Below are 17342 nucleotides of genomic sequence, written 5' to 3' on the forward strand. Positions count from 1 at the left end.
GGCAGATTCCAATAAAGATCGTCACGATTTTATTCATCATTCATTTCCTATATTATAAAAATGCTTTTATAAATCCATCTTGGCTAACGAAATTTTCCACTGATATTTCTCGAAATTCCTCCCTGTTATTTCAGGGGAATTTGCTAGATATCTCTCCAGTTTTTCCAACGCTTTTATTTTTTTTATCATTTTGGTTTTTGAGTGCTTTCATTTCTTTTTGGATGATTCATAAAAAACGTGGGTTGTTATTTCTTATATTAACTATTATTTATATCACCGTTTTTCATAACTTACATTTATACAATGCAAACTACGCTATTATTCGTACTGTTGTCATCGGCTTTTTTATGCTTAGTCTTCTTCGCATAGAACGAATAAAAGAGATGGAACACTTACAAAATTATGCTAGAGAAATCTCAAAATTACTTAAACCTCTTACAGTATTTATTGTATTGTCAGCAACCATTGCATACTTCGCTCCAAAATTTGGTCCTCAATGGCCAAACCCAATGGATTTTTTAAAATTCAACACATCCGAAGCAAGTAAAGAACAAGAAGTTTCTAACATTGGGTATGGTTTAGATGACTCGAGATTAGGCGGTCCTTTTAAGGCGGATCCTACAATTGTTTTTACAGCACAAACGCAAAACAAACAATATTGGAGAGTTGAAACGAAAGACTTTTATACAGGAAAAGGCTGGGAAGTTTCTGAAAATCAAAAAAAGGTTTCTTTTAAAAGTAAAAATGACGTCGTGAGCTGGTACGAACAAAATACAAAAACAGAGGCAACTGAGGCAACAATTACCATGCAAAAAAATTATCCTCACCTTACCTATCCAGCAGGATTAGTATCTGTCGAGGCTTCATCTAATGTATCATACAGCGTTGACCCCTTTTCAGAAAAAATCTATACGATGGACGGAGATTCTTCTACTACTTTACATTCATATAAAGTAACATATGAGGTCCCGGAATTTCCCATAGAAAACTTGAAAGCTGTAAAAAGCAATGAAGGTCAAGAAACAAATCCTCATTTCATGACAAAGTACACGCAACTTCCAGAATCGTTACCGCAGCGAGTAAGAGACTTAGCTGTTAATCTAACAAATGATAAAGACAACCGATATGATAAAGTATTAGCTATTGAAAATTACTTCACCGACCATTCTTTTGTATATGAAACAATGAATGTGTTGTTCCCTGCAAAAAACCAAGATTATGTTGATCAATTTCTTTTCAATACAAAAAGCGGCTACTGTAATAATTTCTCGACCTCTATGATCGTGTTACTTCGTTCTGCCGGGATTCCTGCTCGCTGGGTAAAAGGTTATACAGAAGGAACTCTTGATAATACGCTTGCCTCTGCAGAAGGTAAGGATGTTTATAAAATCTCGAACGATAACGCACACTCTTGGGTCGAAGTATATTTCTCTGGATACGGATGGATTCCATTCGAACCAACAAAAGGATTTACTAATCCCTATAATTTTACAAATAATACGCCTGCACCTACTATACAAAATAGCGAGGAAACTAATTCTCAAAATGCGCAAATGCACCAAAGAAACAATGAAGCAAAGCTCAAAAGTTTAATAGAAGATACAGAAGAATCTCCTACTAAAAAGATTACAAATGCTAAAAATAGATTTTCTTGGTGGTACGTATTCCTCTCTATGATACCAATTAGTATTATAGGATACACTATCTTCGCTACTAGAATGAAATGGATTACATTTTTTATCATTCTTTTCTATAAATACCGAAAAGATGATGCTGTTTATAGAAAAGCTTACGGTGCACTTTTAAAACAATTTGCGCGAATCGGTATACGACGAGGTGAAAGTCAAACGTTCCGAGAATACGCTCTCCACATCGATACACTTTACAACTCGGCCGATATGCAACAACTTACTTTCAGTTATGAGAACGCTATGTATCAAAAGGGACAGGCTGCAGCAGAATGGGAAAAATCCGTACACTTATGGGAAGTGCTTATGAAAAAAGCAGTTTCTCCGCCTAAATCAAATGACTTCCATTCAGCGATTTAATCTTGATAATGTAAGTTGAAAGAAAAGGCCTCAAAGAACTACATCGTTCTTTGAGGCCTTTTTAATAAAGTGAAACTTCTAGTTATTCTCCAAGTACCTTCTCAATCTCAACCTCTAAATCCACCGGCTTCGTCTGCGGCGCAAAACGCCCTACTACTTTCCCGTCTTTTCCGATTAGAAACTTCGTAAAGTTCCATTTTACTGCTTTCATACCGAGTAAACCTGGTGCTTGTTCTGTCATATATGTATACAGAGGATGAGCCTTATCACCTTTTACATCAATCTTTGCAAACATCGGGAAGTTTACACCGTAGTTTAATTCACAAAAACTAGTAATATCTGCTTCTGTACCTGGTTCTTGTCCTCCGAATTGATTACAAGGGAAACCGAGTATTTCTAGTCCTTGGTCTTTATATTTATCATATACTTCTTGCAACCCTTTATATTGCGGTGTAAATCCACATTTACTAGCTACATTTACAATAAGAAGTGCTTTTCCTTCGTAATCTTTTAACGATTTATCTTCTCCTGTTATCGTTTTAGCTGAAAAATCATAAACTGCCATTTTCCTTACCCCTCTCTTCAGTATCATTCTATGTTTATACTATACTACATTCATGAATATACAGCTCTTATTACGTACTTACACCCCAATATGATAGCGCTTTATTTCCGTTCGAAAATTCGACACAAACTACTAGACTTTTATGATGGAAAGTTTTACAATTAAATTGTGAACAAAATGTGACAGTTTATATTCTATTATTATAGAAAAGGATGGTGTTCATTATGAAAACTGCACAACATGAAACGATTTCAAATCGCGAGTTTTATTTCGTACTATATATTATGTTATTGTATGTGATTGGCTGGGTAATCGATGTAAATGGTTTATTCTTAAGCTCCTACTTTAATTTAGCAGGAGAGATTATGCTTCCATTAGTTGGCGGTATTGTTGGGCTGTTCGTTATGTCTATCAATAAACAACAAAAGTAATAATTACAATACAAAAAGGCAGAAGACGAGGCTTTCGTTTTCTGCCTTTTTGTATTTTTAGCGTATAATAGTTACATACCGTATATAAGGAGTGATAAAGATGAAAAAAGTAGAACAATTATCTTCTCACCTATATCTTATTGATGACTTTGATTTACAACATAATGAACGAACTGGTACGTACGTTCTATTAGGTGACGATATTACTTTAATTGAAACTTGTGCAGCCCCTTCTCTTCCGTATATTTTAGACGGCTTACAACAATTACATATTGATTTAAACGAAGTTAAAAACATTATCGTTACACATGTACATTTAGATCACGCCGGTGCTGCTGGTTTAATGATGGAAAAATGCCCAAATGCTACTTTATATGTGCATTCCCGCGGTGCTCGTCATATGATTGATCCAACAAAACTCATTTTAGGTGCAAAAGCTGTGTACAAAGAAGATTTCGATACACTTTTTGATCCAATTCTTCCAATTGAAGAAGAACGTGTTCATATTGTACAACATGGTGATACGTTACAAATTGCAGAAGATCGCATCCTTACGTTTTATGATACACCAGGACATGCGAAGCACCATATTAGCATTCACGATTCATTAACAAACGGCATTTTTACTGGCGATACAATTGGAATTTATTATAGAGAACTTGCAGACCTTGGTGTAGAATTGTATTTACCATCAACGTCCCCTTCACAATTCCAACCAGATGCGATGATTGCTTCTAAAAATCATATTCAAAGTATGAATGTAGATACTATTTATTTCGGCCATTACGGTGCATCGTCCAATGTTACAGAAGTATATAACCAACTAGAACATTGGTTACCTATTTTCGTTCATACTGGTAAAGAGGTCTTTGAAAAATATAATGATTTCGATGAGGCTACTAAAGCATTACAAACTATATTAATGGATAAAATTTCTTCTCACCTTACAAAGTTAAGCGTTCCATCAAATCATTCCGTTTATAACATTTTACATCTAGATATAGAAATTAGTGCGATGGGCATTATTGATTATTTCACTAAGCTAGAAAAAACAAATTCCACTATTAATTAGCAGAAAAAAGAGATATACAACAGTCGTTATTGTATATCTCTTTTTTCTTTGAATATATTTTTAGTAAAGGATGGTGGAATATAATGCAAAAAGTGATGCTATACCTCTGCTTCACATTATTTATCGTCTTATTATTATTTGTCGGAGTGAAAATTCAATTTTATTTAGATACAGATGCGCAGGTAAACTTTAACGTTTATCCAAGATTATTCTACTTTACACTCTTCCCTCTTATCGTTGGCATTTTATTACGATTCCTTCAATCCATTAATCGCGAAACGAGTAAACAAAACTGGCGCTTTCAACCGGATAAATTTATTGCTATTACGTTGCCTACGCTATTTATTTCCTTTTCTCCAGCTCTACTCTTTTCACCAGTTGATGCGTACCTACCTTATTTAGCTAATATTATTCTTATCAATACAACTTTTGTTACGATAATAAGTTTAATAGCTGGCTATTCCCTTTTAGATTGTTTTATACAAAAAGATACTGCAAATATGAAAAAATATACTTGATGAACAATACTTAAATGTCATTGGTTTCGGCGGTTTATTTATAAATGCAATGTTACTTGTACAAGTTGCTATACATGAGAAAAGGAAATTTATGTTAAAATAAAGAAAATCGTGTACTAATTCAAATGATACTTCAACTAAGGGAGAATTATTATGTATAGACTTTTTGGATTCTCGTGTCTAATGTTTCTCGCAAGTATATGTTCTTTCTTTATTCTAAGAGGACCTAATGCAAATTTAACCTTAATTATTACGATTCTAGCTATACTTTCATTACTCGGCATTATTTTTGCGATAGCATCAAAAAATTGGTTATTCGGAATAGTTGGTACTGCATTAAATGGTGTAATACTAGTATTGGTATATTTCTTATTGCTAGCAAAAGGAATAGGTGGTTAATATATTTCCGTTTCAATAAGAAAAGCTCAGAGCTTAGGCTATGAGCTTTTTTACTTATCTCACCTTTTCATCTACATACCCCATAAACTGCTCCGCTTTAATAAATCTTTCTTTGTACGCCTCAGGTATTTCTTCTACTTTTATTGCACCAGTTGATTTTGTCTTCACTCGTACAATTTCATGTGTCATTAAAGCTTCCATATAGCGATCAAACTCTTCTTGCGTTAATACTTCCCTACTTGATTTATGACCATTTAATTTATCAAAGTATGGTTGAAGGCCCATACTTACCTTTTTCATTTCTTCTCTTTTTGCTGGTGATAATGCATCATAATCAATATTACCGTTCGAATCTCCGTACGCAAGCTTTGCATTTGTTAATTTCTTTAGTTCTTTTGTAAACACTTCATATTCTTTTGTACCCATTTCATCTTTCGCTTCTGATAACTTTGCACTAAAACGCATGTACACCTCTAATGTCATCGTTCCAGCATGTTTTTTTAAATTCTCAAAAGATCCGTATATACCATCTGCCATAATAGATTGATACGCAAAACCAGTCGTCGGGATTAAAAAAGCCGCTGCAAGTACTCCTGCGATAAGGCGTTTCTTCCTCTTACGCCCTCCTTGATTCATTTTTATTTGAACAATTACTTTTTCTTTCAACTCCGGCGGGGCAACAATCCCCTTCGCTTCTTCTTGTATAGATTCTTTAACTCTACAATCTAAACTCATTTCACATTCCCTACCTCTCCTAAAAAGATTTCTTCTATTTGCTCTTTTTGACGTAGTTTTTTTAATGCTGCGTGAATTCTAGATTTCACAGTACCAATTGGAATATGTAATATTTGTGCTACTTCTTCTTGAGAGTAATCGTGTAAGTATCTTAAGATAATAACTTGTTTCAATTTATACGGTAAATTATGAATAAGTTCGATTAGTTTTTGATTTGATATTTTACTTACAACATCGTTAGAAAAATCAATTTGTACTGGTTTTCTTTGCTCTTCTGCTTTTTTTACAATTCGTAGTCGCATCCACCTCTTTCTTCTATACGAGTGAATTTGTTTAATCGCAAGTCCAATTAACCAAGGACGAAATGGCTTTTCGCTATCATACTTATGAAGCGATTCATATAGCTGTATGTATATTTCTTGAACGACATCATCTACATCTACTTTATCTTCAATCAAAAAATGTACTGTTTTATATACTTCTTGAATCGTCACATCATACAACTCACTATACGCTTCTTTATTTCCTGATAAAGTTAATTGAATTAAATGTACGTAATCTATTTCACTCTTCATATACCAGCCCTCCTTTGTCTTACACAATATATTGGCAAGTAATTTATATTTCGTTCGATTTTTCTAAAAAATTTTATATAAATTAATATAATAATTCAATACGTTCATAAGCTTCACTTATAACCTTGCATAACTATTATATAATTTTCCAATTTCTAATGAAGACTTAAAATGATTTATATAGTCAAATTTAGGAGGATACATGATGAAAGCTATCGTTGTAACGTCGTTCGGTGGTCCTGAAGTGATGAAATATACAGATGTGGATATACCGGCTATTTCAGACAATCAAGTTTTAATTCGTGTTGTTGCTACTAGTGTTAATTTTGCCGATATTAAGTCCCGTTATGGAAAAAAAGGAAATACAGCACTACCTTTTATACCAGGTATAGATACTACTGGTATTGTAGAACGTGTCGGTTCTCAAGTTAAAAATATTCATCCTGGTCAGCGAGTCATTGCTTTTCCCAAAAATGGATCTTACGCAGAATACGCTGTCGCAAACGAAAACCTTACTTTCGTTTTGCCTGATAAAGTCGATTTTCAAACTGCAGCTGCTTGTCCAATTGTATCTTTTACAAGCTATAATTTACTTGCAAATGTTGCAAGGCTACAACAAGGTGAGTCCGTACTCATTCATGCAGCGGCTGGTGGAATTGGTACTACAGCAATTCAACTTGCTAAACTATTAGGGGCTGGAACTGTTATCGGTACTGTCGGAAATGAATCAAAAGGTAAAATCGCTTTAGACGCTGGAGCTGATTATGTTATTTGTCATCAAAATGAGGATTTTGTAGAGAAGGTCAATGAGCTGACAAATGGCGAAGGGGTCGATGTAATTTTAGATTCTATTTCTGGAACTGTTTCAGAAAGAAGTTTAAAATGTCTTGCTTATTATGGTCGCCTCGTTCATTTCGGTAATGCTAGCGGTGAAATTGGTAACTTTCAAACGAAAGATTTACACGCAAGTTGCCGCTCTATACTCGGTTTTAGCTTCGGCACTACACGAAAAAAACGTCCTGAACTCCTCCAAGAAACAGCAAATGAAGTTTTCCGTTATTTACGTGACGGAAGTTTGCAAATTAAGGCTACGAAATCTTTTCCACTTCAAGATGCAGGGAAAGCACATGAATGGGTCGAAAGTAGAAAAAGTACAGGGAAAGTAATACTAACTGTTCAGTCCTCTTCCTGAAATGAATACTTGAAACTGAGGTGTCATTCATGGGATCACGAATTATGCATGCTATTATCGCCAACAAGATTGCCGAAAAACTATGTATTCAAGATAAAACTTCTTTCATACTCGGAGGAGTAGCCCCTGATGCGGTTCATTCAGCAGAAGAAAAAGGAACTTCACACTTTTACGCTGGCACAACGAAAAACTATACGAGAAGGATAGATTTCAATTCTTTTTTTCAAAAATATAAAGTTCATATGGATTCCCCTTTCCTCTTAGGTTATTACACCCATCTCATTGCCGATGACAATTGGCTAAGTGGCTTTTTTCTACCATGGCTAAAAAATAGAATAGAAAATGACGAAACGATCGCACCTATGTACTATAACGATTTTAAATTGTTAAATGCAAAGTTGCTTTATCATTACGATAACGAACAACGGCTCTTCTCTCTTCTCAATCAAGAGGCTCACATTATGGATATTGAAGAGGTTGCTAAAGAAAACGTATTAGCTTTTCGAAAGTATCTTTTTGAAGATATGTTGTACCCAGAGCAACATTTGCATGAAGACTTACAAGTATTTATGTTTATTCAAATCGTTGGTTATATTGAGACAGCTATTGAAAAAGGCGTATTTTATATTAATCAACTCTCTAATGAAAAATCCACTTCAAACATGTAATCCCCCTCAATATATTTGAGGGGGATTTTCACATAGCAATATTATTATTTGTTCTTTTCCATAACTGCAAAATAATTCCCTTCACTATCAGCAAAGTTAAACACTTTGCCAGAAGGCATTGTTACCATTTCACCAACAGTAACATTTTTATTTTTTAAATCTGTATATAATTGATCAAGATTTTCTGAGAAGAACATTAAGGATGGTGTACCAAGATTTAATTCTGGGCTCATTTTCGAAATAACTTCTTTATTATGTAATATAATGCTTGTTTCTGCACCGCTAGTTGGAGCGATTTCAATCCATCTCATTCCTTGCTTATTATCTTCCTCTGCAACTACATGAAACCCTACCTTTTCCGTCCAAAAGTTTACTGCCTCATCTTGATTATTTACATATAACATAATTTGTCCAACTTTATGAATCATTTCATTTCCCCCTAATTGTTTTTATATTCTATGTAGCTTTCTACAGATACTATCGTTATTCCTTTTGAGTTGGTATGTACTTCTTTGCAAAATTTATCGACTGACTCATCCCATCCAGTTCATCAAAATAATCATTTCTTTCAATCATGTTATATCCATCGAATCCAATTTCATCTAATACTTTGAAGAATATATCGAAATCCACTTCACCATTTCCTACTGCTACTTCAATATACTTACTTGAACTATCGCTTTTCACTTTTGTACAATCTTTAATATGAGTTTGTACTATATAATCTTTTAATAGCAATAAACCTTCTACAGGATTTTCATTTACATCACTAATTAAATTTGCTGGGTCAAAGTTAACCGCTAATCCTTTTGAATTTATATTTTCTATAAATCGCTTTAACACTATCACTTTTTCAGATCCTGTCTCAATAGCGAAAAATCCTCCAAATCTGAACGCTAAGTCTCCTATTTCATTACAAACAAAAAAGACGTAACTACAAATAGTTACGCCTTCCTCATCATTTATCTAGGCTTTTTCTTCCCAGTAAATGCTGGTTTCTTTTTCTTTGGTGCTTTCGGTTTCGTTTCTACAAATGATCCTTTGAACATTTCTTGCTTCGTAAATACGATACCTAGTTTTTTCGCAAATTGTAATAATTTACGCTCTTCTTGTGGTGTTACAAGAGATACAACAGTTCCTTCTTTACCCATACGTCCAGTACGTCCTGAGCGGTGAATATATTGGTCTACTGTGTCTGGTAATTCTAAGTGAATTACATGTGTTAAATCGTCAATATCGATACCGCGTGCCGCAATATCAGTAGCAAGGAGAATTTCTAATTTCCCGCCGCGGAATGCACGCATTGTCGCTTCACGCTCTTGTTTACTTGCTTCTGCATGAAGAGCCGCTGCTTTCATTTTACGGAATTTCAATTTCTGAGTAATTTCATCTAAACGGAATGGGTCATTTAAGAAAGCAACTGCTTTTACATCGCCCATATGCATAATTCTTCTTACGAAATCATTTTTTTCGCGTCGCTCACAAATGATATACGTATGCTCAACTAAGCTTTTTGACTCTGCACGTGTTACACGTACTAATTGTGGTTCAACTGCTAAATCACGTGCCGCGTCTTCTGCTGCTTTTGTCATTGTTGCCGAGAAGAACACTAATTGACGATCGCGCATTGTAGATTTAATTACATCTTGTACAGCGCCCATCATTTTTTGTTTTACAATTTGATCAAACTCATCGAATACAATTGTTTTCACTTCATGCATCTTTAGCTTTTTCATACGAATTAATTCTAAAATACGTCCTGGTGAACCGACAATTACTCTCGGGTGTTTCTTTAATTTTTCAACTTGGCGCTTAATATCTGCACCACCAATTAAAGATGCCCCTGAAATTTCAGTTCCTGCTGTAAACTTTTGAACCTCTTCATGAATTTGCATGACAAGCTCACGCGTTGGAGCTAAAATTACAACTTGTGGTTGTTTTACTTCAGGATTAATTTTATGTAAAAGGGGTAATAAGTACGCTAATGTTTTTCCTGTTCCAGTTGGAGATTCAGCTATAACGTCTTGTCCTTCTAAAATAGTTGGAATCGCTTGTTTTTGAATTTCAGTTAATTCTTTAAAACCAGCCTTCTCCCAAGCTTGTTGTAAAAATGGTTGCATATCTTTTATCATTTGTTTTTCTCCTTTATCTCTATTTTTGAAGAAAATGTTGTATTGTTCGCACCGTTTCTATCATGTGTGAAATAACAGCTATTAAATCATCAACATGGTCTTCTGTAATCGCTTTTTGAAATAGAACCTCTACCTTATTATGATATGAAATCGCTTGCTTATTATATTCGTATGAAAGTTTTTGCGTAATCATTCTTTCTTTTCCCCATATAGAATGCATGAAAGTTTCAATTTCACCGCACACTACTTCTGGTTTTTCAATCGGGAATGAAAATGCTAACTTCATTTCGCATCCTGGTGTAAATTGTGGTACTTCTAATATTTCACCAGACAAGTTCTTTGCATCTACAGATAATGAAAATGTTGCTTCTACTAGTGGTTCGAACGGTTCTGTTAATTGAAATGAAATATGATATATACGACTTAATGAAGCAAGGTCCATCATATCTTTTCGATCTGTTACAAGAATATCTCCATGTAAATCAAAATCATATACAGCGCCTTCTACGATTACTTTTAAATTATCAAAAGCAGTTGGATCAAACATAATTTCCTCCAAAAAACAGGCGCCTTTCGATGGAAAGGCGCCACTTGATGTATATATAGTTTACAGATAAACGAGATGAATTACAACCTTTTAGAATAAACCTACTGCTTTTCCATCTTCATTTACATCCATTTGTAGTGCTGCTGGTTGTTTTGGAAGGCCTGGCATTGTTAACATTGTTCCTGTTAACGCAACGATAAAGCCTGCACCAATAGATGGTTTTAGCTCACGAATTGTAACGATAAAGTCAGATGGACGACCTAATTTCGTTGCATCGTCAGAAAGAGAGTATTGTGTTTTCGCCATACAAATTGGTAGGTTACTCCAACCTTCGCCTTCATATTGAGCTAATTGCTTACGTGCTTTCGGAGCAAATTCAATGTCTTTTGCGCCGTACACTTTTTGAGCAATTGTACGAATTTTCTCTTCTAATGGTAATTCTAATTCATAAAGTGGTGCGTAGTTGTTTTCACCTTTTTCAATCTCTTTTAACACTTTTTCAGCAAGGTCAACTCCGCCTTGGCCACCTTTCTCCCAAACTTCTGTTAAGGATACCGCATAGCCACGCTCATTACACCATTCTTGTAAGTATGCAACTTCTGCATCTGTATCTGTAATGAATTTATTAATTGCAATTACGAAAGGCACACCGAAGCTTTGAATTGTTTCAACGTGCTTCTGTAAGTTCTCCATACCTTTTGCTAATGCATCTACATTTTCTTCTTTTAATTGATCTTTTGCTACGCCACCATGCATTTTAAGCGCACGAATAGTCGCAACAATAACAACTGCTTCTGGTTTAATGCCAGCTGCACGAGCTTTAATATCTAAAAACTTCTCTGCACCTAAATCAGCACCGAATCCAGCTTCTGTAATAACATAATCACCTAATTTTGCTGCCATTGTTGTAGCAATAACACTGTTACAACCGTGAGCGATATTCGCAAATGGTCCGCCGTGAATGATAGCTGGTGTATTTTCTAACGTTTGTACTAAGTTTGGTTTTAATGCGTCCTTTAATAATAATGTTAACGCACCTTCTACACCTAAGTCTTTAACCGTTACAGGTTGATTGGCAAAGTTATAAGCAACTACGATGCGAGATAGACGCGCTTTTAAATCTTGAATATCTGTTGCAAGGCAGAATACGGCCATAATTTCAGATGCTACTGTAATATCGAAACCGTCTTCACGTGGTACACCTTGAACTGGCCCACCAAGACCAATTACTACGTTACGTAGGGCACGATCATTTAAGTCAACACAGCGTTTCCAAACGATTTTACGTGTATCAATTCCAAGTGTGTTTCCTTGTTGGATATGATTATCAATAAACGCCGCTAACGCGTTATTAGCAGTTGTAATCGCATGGATATCTCCAGTAAAGTGAAGGTTAATGTCTTCCATTGGTACAACCTGTGAAAAACCACCACCTGCTGCTCCGCCTTTTAGTCCCATCGTTGGTCCAAGAGATGGTTCGCGAAGTGCAATTACTGTTTTCTTACCAATTTTATTAAAAGCTTGACCTAAACCAACTGTTACTGTTGATTTACCTTCTCCAGCTGGAGTTGGGTTAATCGCTGTTACTAAAACAACTTTACCGTCTTTCTCATTCTGTAAGCGCTTAAAAATATCAAGAGATAACTTACCTTTATAATGCCCGTATGGCTCTAATTCATCTTCTAAAATATTTAAATCAGCTGCAATTTCTTGAATCTTTTTCATACTCGCTTCTTGTGCGATTTCAATATCGGATTTAACTGTTGTAGTAGTTGTCATATACCCTAGTCCCCCTTTAATTGGTTCTGATGATATTGTATCAGTTTTTTGTATTTTCTGCACTTATTTACCTCCTAAAAATTCTTTCATTTCTTTATGCGCTTTTTAACATAAATACCCATAAAAATGTTAACGATTGTTGTAACTCTGTAGATAGTTGACCTAACATCTTCTCATTTACTCCGCGCTTATATACACCGATACCATCTATAACTTCAAATCCTTGTTCTTTTGCTAACTGTTCAAATTCCCAAGGCATCATCGTATTACATACAACGTCTTTGCCATATAAACGAGGATAACTGTTCTCTCTTGGCTTTGCTGTCGGTCCTAAAATTGCAATACATGCATACCCATCTCTTTTTAAAACACGCTTTATCTCATTTAATGCTTGTAATGGCTCCTCGGTCCATTCTAAAGAATTAATTGCCATAATTGATTCAAATTGTTCATTTTCAAACGGTAGGGATGAAAGATCTCCTTTTATAAAAGATAAATCAGGTCCTTCTCCGCGCTCCTTCCCTTTTTGAATCATCACTTCTGATAAATCTACTCCAACTGCTTTATAGCCCGCGCGATTTAATTTATATGTACCGTATCCATCCCCACAACCAACATCGAGCACCCGAGCTCCTTTCTTCACGTACTGTTCAAAAAACGGAATAATTGTACTCCTACTTCCGCTGTCCCACATCTCTTGACTATTTTGATTCCAAAAATCTGCACTACTATCCCATTTCTTTTCTGCTGATTCATGCCAATTAAATTTCGTCATGCTCTCCCCTACCTTCACGTTTTATCACTCATTTCATTCTACATCATTTTCCAAAATTCCTGTTTTATCTTCCTTAGGAGATGTACATGTTAACGATGCAATCTTTATTCTCCAATTTTTGCTTTACTTGGGTTTAACTCATACTCATGTTCTTCTCTTTATGTAAGATACTATAAGTACACCCAATTGAAAGAGAGGGATGTACATGCGAAGAAAGAGAAATCATCATTTTAAAAGTGGTGAAAAAAACGAAGAGTATGCAGCTGAAATATCACCAGCTGGCATACCAATTAGACATAAGCGTAAAGAAATTGCAAATGAAATAGAAGGTACAAATACCGGTGCAATGGTAGGCTATGTCGCTTTATTTCTTTCGCTTTTCTCAATTGCATTTTATCCAGTTACACTCGGCTCTCTTGCGATTTTAGTCGGCTTATTAGCTGTCAACTTCGGAGCAAGAACACTTGGATATACAGCAATTGGTTTTGGTAGCTTTTCTGTTTTATTTACTTTACTTTATCCGCTTGCTTTGTCAGCGTTTTAAAAAAACACACCAAGTTATACTTGGTGTGTTCATTCGTGATACAACATAATATGACCGCATCCACAGCAATGCTTCGCTGTAATTTCTTGAAACACTGGATAATTTTCTTCATCTCGATGCTCAATAAATACCTTTTCAAATCGATACATATTTTGTGCATACGCCCAATCTTGTTTCGTACGTGCATACAAAGTTGAGGAAAAAAACTCCTCACCACCGCAAACGATACATACATTCTTCATTACTACCCCTCCTATGCTTGTCTTACTTCATCTATATGAACATAAGCATAAGAAAAAGACCTTCTATTACTAGAAAGTCTTCTCTGAAACAAAAAGAAATGTACCAAACATTCCTACTCCGCTATATTCTTTCGTAACATCAGCTTCTGTTTTAAATGTTTGCTTTACAGTCATAAAGAATACACCATTTCGTGCATCTGTACTTTCAAATTTTAGTTTTTCTTTTTTACCATCTACATTTTGTGTGCATTCAAAACTACTCTCGTCACATTTCAATGCATACTTATCCTCTACATACACTTTAAAATCTGATTCTTTCGGACAAGTTATAAGTAAAATTGCTACAAGAATAATACTTACAATACCCACAATTGTATAATATTTCTTCATTTGTACTCCTTTCAAATGACAAGAAAACTTGACTTCATGCGCCAAGTTTTCTTAGTCCACAACCCATTGCCATTCTTGTTCTTTCTTATCAAAAATAAGCCAACCAGTCTCTGTTGCTTCTTCTTTCAATTCATCGATATTATCTAGCACCTCATCCGTACTTTCATACGAACCCACTACATATACCGGAATTTCAAGACCCCTTCTTGACTCAATTTTCCCTGCCAGATCAATATAAAGACCATCTTCCATTAATGGAATAAGCCCCATAATTACTTCTTTTGAAATTGCTGGGAAAATCTTTGATTTTTGGAAGAAAGAAAAACGTTTCTTACCGAAAGCACCGAGTTTATAAGGAATAACTTTACTTAACATCCCTACAAAGTCTGCAATTCTACGATAATACACTTTGTTGTACCATCCGTCATCATGTGAAAAATAAACAAATCGATTTTTCAATAACGGAAAGAATGTTCTTGCAAGTGGTTCTTTTTTGTGAGCCAAATATAAAAGCTCTGCAATTTCTTTTGGCTCTAATTCATCTAAATCGCTTGCATCATCAAAATCTACCCAACAAAACTCATCAAATTCATCAATCTCTGCTTGAATTAACTTATGTATATTTTCTTCCTCAACATATTCAAATAAAGTATGATAATGAAAATCTGTCCATTCAAAGTTATGCTTTAAAAGCAACACTTGATGAAGCGGTGAAGGGATGTTACTTGCAAACTCTTTAAACGTAATTCCTGATGTGATAAAACAATGACCTCGACGATTACCATTAATATATATCATATTCTTTACTTGGTCAGATCCTCCAGACAAAGCACCTAGCCACCTTCGTTTTATATGTTTCAATTCTATAGCATATTTTAACATGAAAAATTTTAGAAACATAGAAAAAACTTCAAAAACTATTTACAATTTCATGTGTTTTATTACATAGTGATTACAAGAAAAAACGCCTGCTCGTGAGCAGGCGTTTTTAAAGGATTTCATCTGGGTTTTGCGGATGATGATTTCCCTCTTTCTTTTCATCTTTTTGGAACATCGATTGAATTTTATCAATTGTTTGTGGAGCTAATTCAATCATTTTTTCTGCTAAATGTGTCGCATTTTGTAGATGCAGAATATTTACTCCATCTTTGTTCACCACAAGAAATGCTACTGGTGTAATAGAAACACCACCCGCGCTACCGCCACCAAATGCAGGGTTACCGTTCGCTCTTTGTCCATCATTCGTTTGGAAATCAGAACCTCCTGCTCCAAAACCGAACGCTACTTTAGAAACCGTTAACACTACACCACCGTCAGCCGTCTGAACAGGCTCTCCAACAATCGTATTTACATCGACCATTTCTTTTAAATTTTCCATTGCTGCTTTCATTAACCCTTGAATTGGATGATCCACCGTTCATAACCTCCTTTGTCATATCTTTCCTAGTTTTTCCGAAAGTTTGTGAACTAAACATAAAATTTTATATTGCTTTCAAAAAACTCAAGTTTTAAAATTCGGAAAAATAAAAAATATTCCATTTTATGATGATACGAAAATTAAGAAAGATCATGAACAAGTATCCGCTTACCCAAAAGAAGAAGCAGCCCATAACTGATTTATTATTGGAGATATAGAGTCTTTCGGTTATGAAACAGACTTTCAAGATCTGTGGGGAGTATTTAAAGAGAATGGAACATTAAAATCAATTTTACTCGGCTTCCATGATTCATTTATACCATATAGTAAAGAAAAATTTGTTACCTCTCATTATGAGGCACTTCTTTCCGCATATAAGCTGATAAAACTCTCTGGAAAGTCAACTATTGTTGAACGATTTAAAACTGTTTCAAATATACAGCTCGGTACTAAAAATGAAATGTATTTTATAAATGTCTAGATGCCGACAACTTACCTAGTACGCCTGGCCAAGAAACAATTAAACTTGCCACACTAGATGTTGTAGAGCGAATTATGCAATTGCGGAGTAACATCATTGAATTTCCTACAAGATCAAACTGCTGAGGAATACACACTATTAGGGGAGTACCAATATATTGGAAAAATCCACGTTAAGAGCATGCAAGATTTCATACAGGTTTTTGGCTAATTCAGTAACATACGAGAACCCTAAAACCTACGCTAGGATAGGGATACATATAAAGTTGCATAAAATTATATAAAAAGAAAAAGGCAGATTCCTTTTGAGGGTAGGATTTCTCCATGTGCTTGCTACCAATCAGGAGACGTTATGTTAATTGAGGATGAACACAATATATAATAAAAATCCCTCGTTTTTTCTTCTTATCACATGATAAAATGATTATAAGTGATAAATTTCGAAATCATTAGAGAATACAAAAGGATTGATTACATGAAAAAAGGATTAGGATTACTTGTAACTATAATGATTGAAGCTGGAATTGTATATAAATCATCTAAGATCTTAAAATGGAGTTTTGTTGATTTAACTTTCTTCGCTGGAATATGTTTTGTCATTATTACATATTACTTTAGCAGTAAAGGCGGATTTTCTAGCAACAGTGTTCGCCTTCAAGCTCAAGCTAGATTGGGTATTAAAGTAGAGGAAGAAAAATTTGAATTAAGTGTAAATCCTATTTTAATAGGATCTATTGTATATACAGTATTATCTTTAATACTTGTAGTAATAAGTTATTGGGGTTACTTTATCAAATAATTTCACTTCCAATAACGAGAATTATGGTGCGACA

General features: G+C 34.7%; 21 protein-coding genes and 2 pseudogenes. 10 read left to right on the forward strand and 13 right to left on the reverse strand.

Annotated features, from left to right (window positions below; genetic code table 11):
• A partial coding sequence (locus tag KI369_RS13495; RefSeq protein ID WP_238484922.1) for a transglutaminase TgpA family protein occupies window positions 1-2048 on the forward strand: 2048 nt, incomplete at its 5' end.
• Between the two features lie 82 nt (window positions 2049-2130).
• On the opposite strand, the gene bsaA is transcribed toward KI369_RS13495, so the two are convergent.
• Window positions 2131-2613 carry a glutathione peroxidase gene (gene bsaA / locus KI369_RS13500; RefSeq protein ID WP_212956283.1) on the reverse strand — a complete coding sequence of 161 codons (483 nt, stop codon included), beginning with the start codon at window positions 2611-2613 and terminating at the stop codon, window positions 2131-2133.
• A gap of 224 nt (window positions 2614-2837) precedes the next feature.
• Here bsaA and KI369_RS13505 point away from each other — a divergent pair, with 224 nt between their 5' ends.
• From KI369_RS13505 to KI369_RS13520, 4 genes are all read left to right on the forward strand, one after another.
• Window positions 2838-3044: a DUF3925 family protein gene (locus KI369_RS13505; protein WP_212956284.1), complete on the forward strand. Its 207-nt coding sequence runs from the start codon at window positions 2838-2840 to the stop codon at window positions 3042-3044.
• A 100-nt stretch (window positions 3045-3144) separates the two neighbouring features.
• The gene (locus tag KI369_RS13510) at window positions 3145-4116 is read left to right on the forward strand and encodes an MBL fold metallo-hydrolase (protein ID WP_212956285.1); all 972 of its coding nucleotides are present in this window, start codon (window positions 3145-3147) and stop codon (window positions 4114-4116) included.
• An 83-nt stretch (window positions 4117-4199) separates the two neighbouring features.
• Entirely contained in the window at window positions 4200-4634 is a 435-nt protein-coding gene (locus KI369_RS13515; RefSeq protein ID WP_212956286.1) for a hypothetical protein, read from the forward strand.
• A gap of 153 nt (window positions 4635-4787) precedes the next feature.
• Complete coding sequence (locus KI369_RS13520; protein WP_212956287.1) at window positions 4788-5033, forward strand: hypothetical protein; 246 nt, start codon at window positions 4788-4790, stop codon at window positions 5031-5033.
• Between the two features lie 54 nt (window positions 5034-5087).
• On the opposite strand, the gene KI369_RS13525 is transcribed toward KI369_RS13520, so the two are convergent.
• Both KI369_RS13525 and KI369_RS13530 read right to left on the reverse strand, forming a co-directional pair.
• On the reverse strand, window positions 5088-5768 hold the full coding sequence (locus KI369_RS13525) for a DUF3600 domain-containing protein (protein WP_212956288.1): 681 nt from the start codon (window positions 5766-5768) through the stop codon (window positions 5088-5090).
• Window positions 5765-6343: a sigma-70 family RNA polymerase sigma factor gene (locus KI369_RS13530; protein ID WP_212956289.1), complete on the reverse strand. Its 579-nt coding sequence runs from the start codon at window positions 6341-6343 to the stop codon at window positions 5765-5767. The genes KI369_RS13525 and KI369_RS13530 overlap by 4 nt, the downstream gene beginning before the upstream one ends.
• A 205-nt stretch (window positions 6344-6548) precedes the next feature.
• Between KI369_RS13530 and KI369_RS13535 the strand changes: the two genes are divergently transcribed.
• Window positions 6549-7535, forward strand: a complete 987-nt coding sequence (locus KI369_RS13535) for a quinone oxidoreductase family protein (RefSeq protein ID WP_212956290.1) — start codon at window positions 6549-6551, stop codon at window positions 7533-7535.
• A gap of 29 nt (window positions 7536-7564) precedes the next feature.
• Window positions 7565-8203 (forward strand): zinc dependent phospholipase C family protein, encoded by a 639-nt coding sequence (locus tag KI369_RS13540; RefSeq protein WP_212956291.1) that lies wholly within the window; start codon window positions 7565-7567, stop codon window positions 8201-8203.
• Between the two features lie 44 nt (window positions 8204-8247).
• Here the strand turns inward: KI369_RS13540 and KI369_RS13545 are convergent, their stop codons facing one another.
• The 6 genes and pseudogenes from KI369_RS13545 to KI369_RS13570 all read right to left on the reverse strand — a co-directional run bounded on the left by KI369_RS13545 (window position 8248) and on the right by KI369_RS13570 (window position 13454).
• On the reverse strand, window positions 8248-8631 hold the full coding sequence (locus tag KI369_RS13545; protein WP_212956292.1) for a VOC family protein: 384 nt from the start codon (window positions 8629-8631) through the stop codon (window positions 8248-8250).
• Window positions 8632-8686: 55 nt separating this feature from the next.
• Window positions 8687-9124 (reverse strand): annotated as a pseudogene (locus KI369_RS13550) (sugar phosphate isomerase/epimerase family protein); the annotation flags it as partial.
• A 41-nt stretch (window positions 9125-9165) separates the two neighbouring features.
• Complete coding sequence (locus KI369_RS13555; protein ID WP_212956293.1) at window positions 9166-10335, reverse strand: DEAD/DEAH box helicase; 1170 nt, start codon at window positions 10333-10335, stop codon at window positions 9166-9168.
• Between the two features lie 19 nt (window positions 10336-10354).
• A complete protein-coding gene (locus tag KI369_RS13560) occupies window positions 10355-10882 on the reverse strand; it encodes a hypothetical protein (protein ID WP_000460210.1) in 528 nt (175 codons plus the stop codon).
• A gap of 90 nt (window positions 10883-10972) precedes the next feature.
• Window positions 10973-12661: a formate--tetrahydrofolate ligase gene (locus tag KI369_RS13565; protein ID WP_001985392.1), complete on the reverse strand. Its 1689-nt coding sequence runs from the start codon at window positions 12659-12661 to the stop codon at window positions 10973-10975.
• Window positions 12662-12755: 94 nt separating this feature from the next.
• The gene (locus KI369_RS13570; protein ID WP_212956294.1) at window positions 12756-13454 is read right to left on the reverse strand and encodes a class I SAM-dependent methyltransferase; all 699 of its coding nucleotides are present in this window, start codon (window positions 13452-13454) and stop codon (window positions 12756-12758) included.
• Between the two features lie 187 nt (window positions 13455-13641).
• Between KI369_RS13570 and KI369_RS13575 the strand changes: the two genes are divergently transcribed.
• Window positions 13642-13980, forward strand: coding sequence for a hypothetical protein (locus KI369_RS13575; protein WP_001253201.1), 339 nt, complete (start codon window positions 13642-13644; stop codon window positions 13978-13980).
• 29 nt (window positions 13981-14009) lie between these two features.
• Here KI369_RS13575 and KI369_RS13580 read toward each other — a convergent pair whose 3' ends face one another.
• From KI369_RS13580 to ytfJ, 4 genes are all read right to left on the reverse strand, one after another.
• On the reverse strand, window positions 14010-14222 hold the full coding sequence (locus tag KI369_RS13580) for a hypothetical protein (protein WP_212956295.1): 213 nt from the start codon (window positions 14220-14222) through the stop codon (window positions 14010-14012).
• Between the two features lie 69 nt (window positions 14223-14291).
• Entirely contained in the window at window positions 14292-14612 is a 321-nt protein-coding gene (locus tag KI369_RS13585) for a hypothetical protein (RefSeq protein WP_061678611.1), read from the reverse strand.
• A 51-nt stretch (window positions 14613-14663) separates the two neighbouring features.
• Entirely contained in the window at window positions 14664-15440 is a 777-nt protein-coding gene (locus tag KI369_RS13590) for an oxalate:formate antiporter (RefSeq protein WP_000014090.1), read from the reverse strand.
• A gap of 160 nt (window positions 15441-15600) precedes the next feature.
• Window positions 15601-16026 carry a GerW family sporulation protein gene (gene ytfJ / locus KI369_RS13595; RefSeq protein ID WP_000349987.1) on the reverse strand — a complete coding sequence of 142 codons (426 nt, stop codon included), beginning with the start codon at window positions 16024-16026 and terminating at the stop codon, window positions 15601-15603.
• 205 nt (window positions 16027-16231) lie between these two features.
• Between ytfJ and KI369_RS29485 the strand changes: the two are divergent.
• A pseudogene (locus KI369_RS29485) lies at window positions 16232-16620 on the forward strand (GNAT family N-acetyltransferase); the annotation flags it as partial.
• 364 nt (window positions 16621-16984) lie between these two features.
• A complete protein-coding gene (locus KI369_RS13600; RefSeq protein ID WP_000715533.1) occupies window positions 16985-17308 on the forward strand; it encodes a hypothetical protein in 324 nt (107 codons plus the stop codon).
• The last annotated feature ends 34 nt before the right edge of the window (window positions 17309-17342 follow it).

Origin of the sequence: Bacillus sanguinis (genome assembly GCF_018332475.1) — a bacterium.
Classification (GTDB): Bacteria; Bacillota; Bacilli; order Bacillales; family Bacillaceae_G; genus Bacillus_A; species Bacillus_A sanguinis.

Excerpts from the sequence above, each read along its gene's own strand:
- KI369_RS13560 (WP_000460210.1), bottom strand. The coding sequence starts at position 10,882 with ATGTTTGATCCAACTGCTTTTGATAATTTAAAAGTAATCGTAGAAGGC.
- KI369_RS13585 (WP_061678611.1), bottom strand. The coding sequence starts at position 14,612 with ATGAAGAAATATTATACAATTGTGGGTATTGTAAGTATTATTCTTGTA.
- KI369_RS13510 (WP_212956285.1), top strand. The coding sequence starts at position 3,145 with ATGAAAAAAGTAGAACAATTATCTTCTCACCTATATCTTATTGATGAC.
- KI369_RS13535 (WP_212956290.1), top strand. The coding sequence starts at position 6,549 with ATGAAAGCTATCGTTGTAACGTCGTTCGGTGGTCCTGAAGTGATGAAA.
- KI369_RS13565 (WP_001985392.1), bottom strand. The coding sequence starts at position 12,661 with ATGACAACTACTACAACAGTTAAATCCGATATTGAAATCGCACAAGAA.
- KI369_RS13505 (WP_212956284.1), top strand. The coding sequence starts at position 2,838 with ATGAAAACTGCACAACATGAAACGATTTCAAATCGCGAGTTTTATTTC.
- KI369_RS13580 (WP_212956295.1), bottom strand. The coding sequence starts at position 14,222 with ATGAAGAATGTATGTATCGTTTGCGGTGGTGAGGAGTTTTTTTCCTCA.
- KI369_RS13520 (WP_212956287.1), top strand. The coding sequence starts at position 4,788 with ATGTATAGACTTTTTGGATTCTCGTGTCTAATGTTTCTCGCAAGTATA.
- KI369_RS13555 (WP_212956293.1), bottom strand. The coding sequence starts at position 10,335 with ATGATAAAAGATATGCAACCATTTTTACAACAAGCTTGGGAGAAGGCT.
- KI369_RS13540 (WP_212956291.1), top strand. The coding sequence starts at position 7,565 with ATGGGATCACGAATTATGCATGCTATTATCGCCAACAAGATTGCCGAA.
- KI369_RS13525 (WP_212956288.1), bottom strand. The coding sequence starts at position 5,768 with ATGAGTTTAGATTGTAGAGTTAAAGAATCTATACAAGAAGAAGCGAAG.
- bsaA (WP_212956283.1), bottom strand. The coding sequence starts at position 2,613 with ATGGCAGTTTATGATTTTTCAGCTAAAACGATAACAGGAGAAGATAAA.
- KI369_RS13515 (WP_212956286.1), top strand. The coding sequence starts at position 4,200 with ATGCAAAAAGTGATGCTATACCTCTGCTTCACATTATTTATCGTCTTA.
- KI369_RS13545 (WP_212956292.1), bottom strand. The coding sequence starts at position 8,631 with ATGATTCATAAAGTTGGACAAATTATGTTATATGTAAATAATCAAGAT.
- KI369_RS13530 (WP_212956289.1), bottom strand. The coding sequence starts at position 6,343 with ATGAAGAGTGAAATAGATTACGTACATTTAATTCAATTAACTTTATCA.
- KI369_RS13600 (WP_000715533.1), top strand. The coding sequence starts at position 16,985 with ATGAAAAAAGGATTAGGATTACTTGTAACTATAATGATTGAAGCTGGA.
- KI369_RS13575 (WP_001253201.1), top strand. The coding sequence starts at position 13,642 with ATGCGAAGAAAGAGAAATCATCATTTTAAAAGTGGTGAAAAAAACGAA.